Source organism: Lentzea sp. NPDC006480, from assembly GCF_040611995.1.
Classification (GTDB): Bacteria; Actinomycetota; Actinomycetes; order Mycobacteriales; family Pseudonocardiaceae; genus Lentzea.
The window spans coordinates 1-6,949 of the sequence record NZ_JBEXPJ010000275.1; the positions used below are offsets into that span (position 1 = coordinate 1).

The following is a 6,949-nucleotide window of genomic DNA, read 5'->3' on the forward strand; positions in this document are numbered from 1 at the left end:
GGACTGCATCGTCCGCCGGGGTGCTCGGAGATGTGCAGGACGTCGATGTCCAGCCGGGGCGGATCGGCCGGTCTGCGGTGTCCTTGGTGCCTGTGCCCTGGTGGCGTATTGGCGACATAGCCAGCTAGTCGGCCTCAGTGATGATGTCCCGGACTCGTCCTCGACCTGGGAGCTGCGGATTCCCCTTGGTGTCAACCAGTTCGCCTCACAAAGAACACAGCGTCGAGCCGTCCAGCCACGTGGTGTCGATTCCGACTGGGCGAGCTGCGGACTTGATGCAATCGCCGAGCAGTTCGGCCGTGGCCCATGCCGGGGTGGGGTCGTGAGGTCCGTCCGATCCGTCAACCCGGACGACGGCGTGGAAGTGGACCACGCCCAGCCGCTGATATTCGGCAGCCCTGGCGTACGACAGCCGAGCGTGGTTTTTGAACTCGAAGACTTTCAGACCGGCCGTGGCAGCGAGCTTGCGGCGCAGGGCGATAGTGAACCGCCGCCACAGCTTGCCCGCGTGTGCCTGCCAGCACCGGGCCTGTGTAGTCGTAGGTGCCGTGTAGTCGTAGGTGCCGTGTAGTCGTAGGTGCCGGGTCGACGGCGCCGCCGATGCGAGGATCGTCGTCGTGGTGCCGTTCCCCACAGCCCGAACAGGTCCGACCTGCTAGTTGTGATGGTTGGGCGGTTGCGGACTGGTCCGAAGGACGGCGCGGTGAGCGTTGCGAATACGCGTGGCCCCTCGGAGACATCTGCGGGAACGCCTTTGCCGCCGCTAGCCACCCCGCGTGCATGAGGCGGTAGGCGTCGACCATGTGCCGGTCGGTGCAGGCCGGGCAGACCGACAGACGGCGGCTGCCGCGGGCTCATGGCGGCCCCGCCGATGGCGCGGGACAACCTGGCGACACAGCATCCGCTCGACCGTGCAGAAGCTCGTCGGCGCCCCGCCAGCGGCCAGCTCGGCAGCGTTCACGCTCTGCCGCAAGGCCAGCGAGCTCACCGCCGGCTCCTACCGCAGCCGCAGGGCCGCATCGGCCTCGACGTCCCACGGCAGCCCAGTCTCAACCTCGATTAAGTGCCCGTTCCCAGGTCTTCGTGGCCTCCAGCACTGGCGCTGGCAGCGCGTCCAGCAGGCCGAGCGCGATCTTCGGCGCTGGAGGGCGCCGACCAGCTCGAAGTTCTCCACGCCGAGCAGCTAGGGAAATGCCACCACGGTGGTCCGTCCGACCGCCGACAATAGCCGGATCGTTGCGCCGGAACCGCGACGACGGTGTGTGTGGCGCCAGAGAAGATACGACACGGTCGTTGACGGAGGGTACGTGCGGGCGTTCAGCCATCCCGACCACCCACCCTTGCCAGCAGACCATGCGCGGCGGCGGCCGGGGCGGTACGGACCGACAACACCAGCGAAAGCGCAGCGTGTAATGCAAGCAGTCCTGATGACAAGATCACCATGACCACATCTCGTTCGACTTCCTGGGGACAAGTTCAAACCGCAGTAGTCCGAGAAGGCGGACGGGGCGTTCATCCCTCTCACCGACCATCAGCGGCAAGGGTGCCACTGCCAGTCCACAGAGCACACGCCGTTGTCCCCTCAGGCAACGCACCTTCCGCTGCGTGACGCAGGCCGACTCCGCGTTCGCCATGTCGTACTCATGCACCCGCAACGACTGCTTGCTGCGACTGACCTTCATCGTCTAGGAGCCCTGCTCGGCCTCGATCCATTCGGTCAGTCCGCGTTCGTCGAGCCACCTGCGATTGACCACGCTCAGTTGCAAGCACTTCTCGTTGCTCATTCCAAGCCGCGCCGCCAGCCGCTGGGCCCGGACGAACCCTCCGTGGCCTCGGCACAACTGGCTGCGCTCGACATCACCTCAGCCTTCCTCGGATTCGCATAGCCGTACTCGGAGGCCGCCACCGGCACTGCTACGGCGACTGCGAATTTGATGAAGTCCCCACGATCAGTCGCGGATGTGAAGAACCCAGGTAAACCGCACGACCGGATCGCCGCTGCACTTTCTACCTCTCCTTGCAGGGCAAGGAGGGTCATCGCGTGTCTCCAAAGCCACCGGGTGCTGCGCGAGGGCTAGTCTGCTTGATGGGCGTACTTACGAAAGGACTTCCATGGAAACTACAGGTCCTGACGAAGGGACGCTGCGAATGGTCCGCGAGTTGCTCAGCAGGTTGTCCTGTGACCTGCCGTCGGGCAGTTTCGCTCGTTGCCAAGACCTGCTCGATGCGGGACAAACCCCGGCCTGCGCGCTGGAACTCCTCATCACGGCGATCGACGGCACGACAACGTTGACATCCTCGGACTTCGAGATGCTCGCACCGCTCATAACCGGGTCGATGTCCACGCGGCACGACAACATCCGCATTGAGGCACCTTCCTACTTCTCCGTCCACCTCGCCGAACGACTCCTCGACGACGCGACAGTTCGTGCCTGCGCGATCGAGGAGTCCATCCACACGGTCCGGTCGGGATGCCGGGTGGACAACGCGACGGGTCTGCCCATCGGACGGATCTACCTGCTCGGTTACCACGAGGGGACGCCCGAGCGTGAGATCATCGAGGTGACGGCACGAGTGCGCCGCAAGATCGCTGTGTGGAGCACATGTGACTACTGCGTTGACGGCTACGTCAAGGCTGGGGCGCTGCCAGCGCACTACCTCGACCTGTGCGACCTCGGAAGCATCCTGTGGATGCGCGAACGGGTCCCGCAGTCATAGCGCGACCCGGCCTCTTCGCTCTGAACGCGGTCTGCAGCGACGCGTTTAGAACCTGTGGAGAACCCTCCCGCAGTCTTGGACCAGGTGTTGGTCAAGTCACCGCGGGAGGAAACCGTGAAGGATGTTCGCGTCCTGGTGCGCGCCGTTGATCCAGTCAGCGAAGCGGGTCTGTCGAGTTTCCTGCAGTCCCAGCCGTCTATCACCTTGATACACCCCGACCGACAGGACGAAGCGGACGTCGAGGTGGTCGCGACCGACCGTCTCAGCTCCGATCTCGTGACTGCGATGAGACGGGCGGCAAAGGAAACCGCCCGACCCGTGGTACTGGTGATCAAGGAGATCGCCGACGAAGAACTGCTCACTGCGGTCGAGTGCCGGGTGATGGCAATCGTGCCCAGGCAGATCGCGACAGGTGAGCGGCTGGTGGTCGCCGTCCGCGCGGCCGCCGCCGGTGCTGGAGCACTCCCCTACTCGCTGCAAGGCGAGCTGATCAAGCAGGTCGAACGGTTGCACAGGGAGGTGCTCGCCCCGCTCGGACTCAACGCGTCCGGACTCACTCCACGCGAAATCGACGTGCTGCGGCTCATGGCCGACGGGTTGAACACCGAGGAGATCGCCGAACGGCTTTGCTACTCGGAGCGGACGATGAAGAACGTTATCAGCGGCGTGACGAGCAGGCTCAAACTACGCAACCGCCCGCATGCCGTTGCCTACGCGATGCGGGCCGGCCTGATCTGACCACTGCACCGAACGCCAAGTACCCGCCCCTCAGACAGGTGACTGCAATGCACGAGATCAAGATGCACGAGGCCACCCGAACCGAGCGTGCTGACGTGTTCGCACCGTGGACCCTGTCGGACCGCGGTGTAGTTGAAAGTGTTGACTACGACGAGGACGAACCGTCCTTCGCGGCCGAACTGGCCGAGGACACGCGAGGCTGAGGCACCTTCGCCAAGCGAACGAGCGGGCTCCCACCGCAGGCGACAAGTGCGATCCTGCCGAGACGGCACGGGAAAGCACCTGACGGAAGGCGACCCACCTGGACAGCGACGACGCCAGGTCGGCACCCCAACTCGTCCATGCGACCAACTCGCCCGCCCTCGGCGAACAAAGGTGAAATCCGCCGGACGCCCTCCAGCAGGGTGGTGCCCACTGTCTGAGCACCACTGCTCGGCAAAGTTGATCCGGCACAGAGCCACCTACCTGCTCTTGATCGCTGCGAGATCGCTGCGTCGGGCTCTACGCGCTGGCCTTCTGTCGTTGGCATGCGTCGTAGGCCTCCTCGTCGAGATACGTGCCGTGCTTGTGGTGGGTGGTCTTCACTCCGGTGTGCACGTGCAGCTTGATGCCGATCTCAGCAAGCCGCAGGCAAAACGACAGGTCTTCGGAGAACATGCCAACCTCGCTGGTGATGGGGTCGAACCAGGCGGCACCGTGGCGATCGAGGACAGCCTGCAGTGCGCCGCGATGGATCAGCAGACACGCGGCGCCGGTCGCCGCTACCCGGACCACCCGGTTTCGGGGGTAGTCCACGACGCTCCGCAAGCCGCCACCGTGGTAGGTGTACAGAGTCGGTTGGATGTCGTAACGCTGTGAGTGAAACGGGCCGTTTTCACTGTGCTTGAGCCCGAAGCACAACGCGCCCACCACCGGACGCCGCGTCGGCTCAGCCGTGCCGACCAGCCGTTCGACGGTGTCGGGGGCGAAGCCCATGTCGGAGTCCACCATCCACAGCCATTCGGTGTCTGTGGCGAGGAACTGTTGGCAGATCAGGTTTCGCCCGGCCGGGATGTCACCAGACCCCGCGACGACGCGCAGTTCCGGGCCGGTGATGCGTCGTGCGCCGGACATGTCGGCGAGCAGCAAGTCGCGGTAGCTCAGCCCGAAGCAAGCCGACCACGTGCCGGGATCGAGGTAGCCTACTGTCACCGACCCCGATACGACTTGCGAAGCGATCAGCCTTCGTGCCGAAGAGTATTCGGACCACGCGCCTGAGGGTTTGTCGGCGACAACTGTGGAACCGCAATGCGGGCTAGACATGACAGGAACCTCCGGGGAGAACGACGCCGGTCGGTGCCATGCCGATCTTGACGGATACGGCATCCGCAAAGCGACGCCGTTGACGCTGGCAGGCGGGGCACGAGGAGCAGATCAATCCTGTCGGATTATAACCTAGGCAATGACCTCATGGGAACCAGTAGCGACCCAAAAATATCCAAGCAACAATCTGCGGCGACTAGGTCTTGTTAATTCTAGGGAAACTTGACGTGCACACGATCACTGTCGGCTTCCTGGTCACACAAGGTATCTACATTGGATACTTCCCGTTAATTTCCCGTCAAGGCCGCTGCGGGGCATGCCGCTCGGCAACAGTCGTCACGCTCGGCTCGTACGTGAGTTCGGGCGAGGCGCTAAGACCGTGTCTCATGTGGGCGATTTGGTGATTTTCTTGTAGCAAGTGAGGGCGGCTGCGAGGGCGAGGAAGGCGCTGAAGTGACGGGCGTGACGTTCATAACGAGTGCCGAGGCGGCGGTAGTCGAACAGCCAGGCGATCGTTCGTTCGATCACCTAGCGGTGCCGGCCGAGTTTCTGGCTTGTTTCAACGCCTCGCGTGCGATGCGGACCGCGATGCCGCGGTCACGGCCCCAGGAACGAAGTTCACGCTGGTCGTAGGCCTTGTCCGCGTGCAGCTTGGCCGGTCGCCGTCGCGAGCCACGCCGGGACTTTGATCGCCTGGATGGCCAGGACCAGCGGTTTAACTGCAGCGGCGTCGTTGGTGTTGACCGCCGAGATCGCCATGGACAACGGAATGCCTGCCCGGTCGGACAGAACGTGGATCTTCGAACCAGATTTGCCCCGGTCAACGGGGGTGCGGGCCGGTCAGAGACCCCTTTCGAGCTCGCACGGATGCCCCGTCGGCCACCGCCCACGACCAATCAATCAGATCCTGGCTTCCCAGCTCGTCGAGTACCGCGCACTGCAGCCGCCTCCACGATCTCGCCTTGGTCCACTCGGAGAACCGGCGATGCGCGGTCGGCACCCGTGACTCCGAACGACGGTGGCAACATCCGCCATGCACACCGACTGGTCAGCACGAACACGATCGCGGTGAACAAAGCACGCTCATCCACACCGACCGTTCCGCCGACCTGCGGACGAGCGCCGGACCTCGGGATCAACGGCTCCGTCAACGTTCACAACTCGTCCGGCACCAACCGCCGCGACAACTCGTCCACCACAACCAAGATCATGACAGGCCATGATCAACCCACGTGAGACACTCTCTAAGCCTCGTGATCTCTTCCGCTAGGCCACAGGACCCACATTGCCGGGTAGCGACGGGATCTATCTCCCCGCAACCTCCAGTAAGCCTCTCGGCTTATCCGGATCGTGACGCTTGGGTGTCAGGTCGTGTAGCGCATCGTCCAGTGCACGAACAGTTGGGTGAGCGCTGCCGGGCACCTCCAACCATGCTCTCCCTCGGTCTTCACTTCGTTGAGGGTGTTTCCACCGTCGCCCAGCGCATCAGATGACGGTCGACGCGCTTGACGATCGGGATAGCTGCGCTCTGGTAGAACGCGGTGAGGTAGTTCAGCCAGCCAGCCGACAAGGCCGGGTTCAGTCCTCCGCCAGGTCATTCAGGGTCCACCTCGTGCGTCGATGCGGCCACCAGGACACAGCCTTGTAACTGATCTCGGTCAGCTTCCCCAGGCCGCTGCGAAAAGGAACTCGGTTCGGGCCTTCCCACGGATCTTGTCCCAGGCCTTCCGGGGTCGAACCGTGTACCTGCGGAACATGAATGTGACCTGCTCGACACCGGACGGCGCCGGCCGTCGTCCTTGCGGTAGACGATGCGCGTCTTGTCGGGATACCACTGCGACCCGATTGTCCGCGAACCGACATCCGATCGCTTGGTACGCCTAGCGTTTGATCACGCAGTGGACCACCACATGGTCTGCGAACCACTCGAAGCCAACCCCAGGAGACTCACGGTCCATCCAGGTGTCGAGACCGAAGAGCTGGGAGATGTTGACGATCAACGGGGAGCTGGGCCGCCATGTGATGTCTCCTTCGGGCGCGTCAGCGTTGCTGCCGTCTCTCTGCCTCGCTTTCGGTTTCCATGTTCGCTCGAGGTGATCTCACCAACCGGCACCTGTCCGAGTGTCGGCGTTCGAGGTCTCGGTGCTGGAGGCGGCCGGGCCTGCGGTTGCGGCGGTGGTGGCGTTTCCGC

At 63.9% G+C, this 6,949-nt stretch carries 5 protein-coding genes and 1 pseudogene; 3 read left to right on the plus strand and 3 right to left on the minus strand.

The genetic code is table 11. The features are described from left to right. Positions 1 to 205: 205 nt before the first annotated feature. On the minus strand, positions 206 to 634 hold the full coding sequence (locus tag ABZX92_RS44465) for a replication initiator (protein WP_355572015.1): 429 nt from the start codon (positions 632 to 634) through the stop codon (positions 206 to 208). Between the two features lie 1,514 nt (positions 635 to 2,148). Between ABZX92_RS44465 and ABZX92_RS44470 the strand changes: the two genes are divergently transcribed. The 3 genes from ABZX92_RS44470 (at position 2,149) to ABZX92_RS44480 (ending at position 3,659) form a co-directional block, all read left to right on the plus strand. Further along, positions 2,149 to 2,718: a hypothetical protein gene (locus ABZX92_RS44470; protein WP_355572017.1), complete on the plus strand. Its 570-nt coding sequence runs from the start codon at positions 2,149 to 2,151 to the stop codon at positions 2,716 to 2,718. Positions 2,719 to 2,832: 114 nt separating this feature from the next. Then, complete coding sequence (locus ABZX92_RS44475) at positions 2,833 to 3,456, plus strand: helix-turn-helix transcriptional regulator (protein ID WP_355572019.1); 624 nt, start codon at positions 2,833 to 2,835, stop codon at positions 3,454 to 3,456. A gap of 47 nt (positions 3,457 to 3,503) precedes the next feature. Next, positions 3,504 to 3,659, plus strand: a complete 156-nt coding sequence (locus tag ABZX92_RS44480; protein WP_355572020.1) for a hypothetical protein — start codon at positions 3,504 to 3,506, stop codon at positions 3,657 to 3,659. Positions 3,660 to 3,957: 298 nt separating this feature from the next. Here the strand turns inward: ABZX92_RS44480 and ABZX92_RS44485 are convergent, their stop codons facing one another. Further along, complete coding sequence (locus ABZX92_RS44485) at positions 3,958 to 4,647, minus strand: hypothetical protein (protein ID WP_355572022.1); 690 nt, start codon at positions 4,645 to 4,647, stop codon at positions 3,958 to 3,960. Between the two features lie 495 nt (positions 4,648 to 5,142). Beyond that, positions 5,143 to 5,909 (minus strand): annotated as a pseudogene (locus ABZX92_RS44490) (IS5 family transposase). Between the last annotated feature and the right edge of the window lie 1,040 nt (positions 5,910 to 6,949).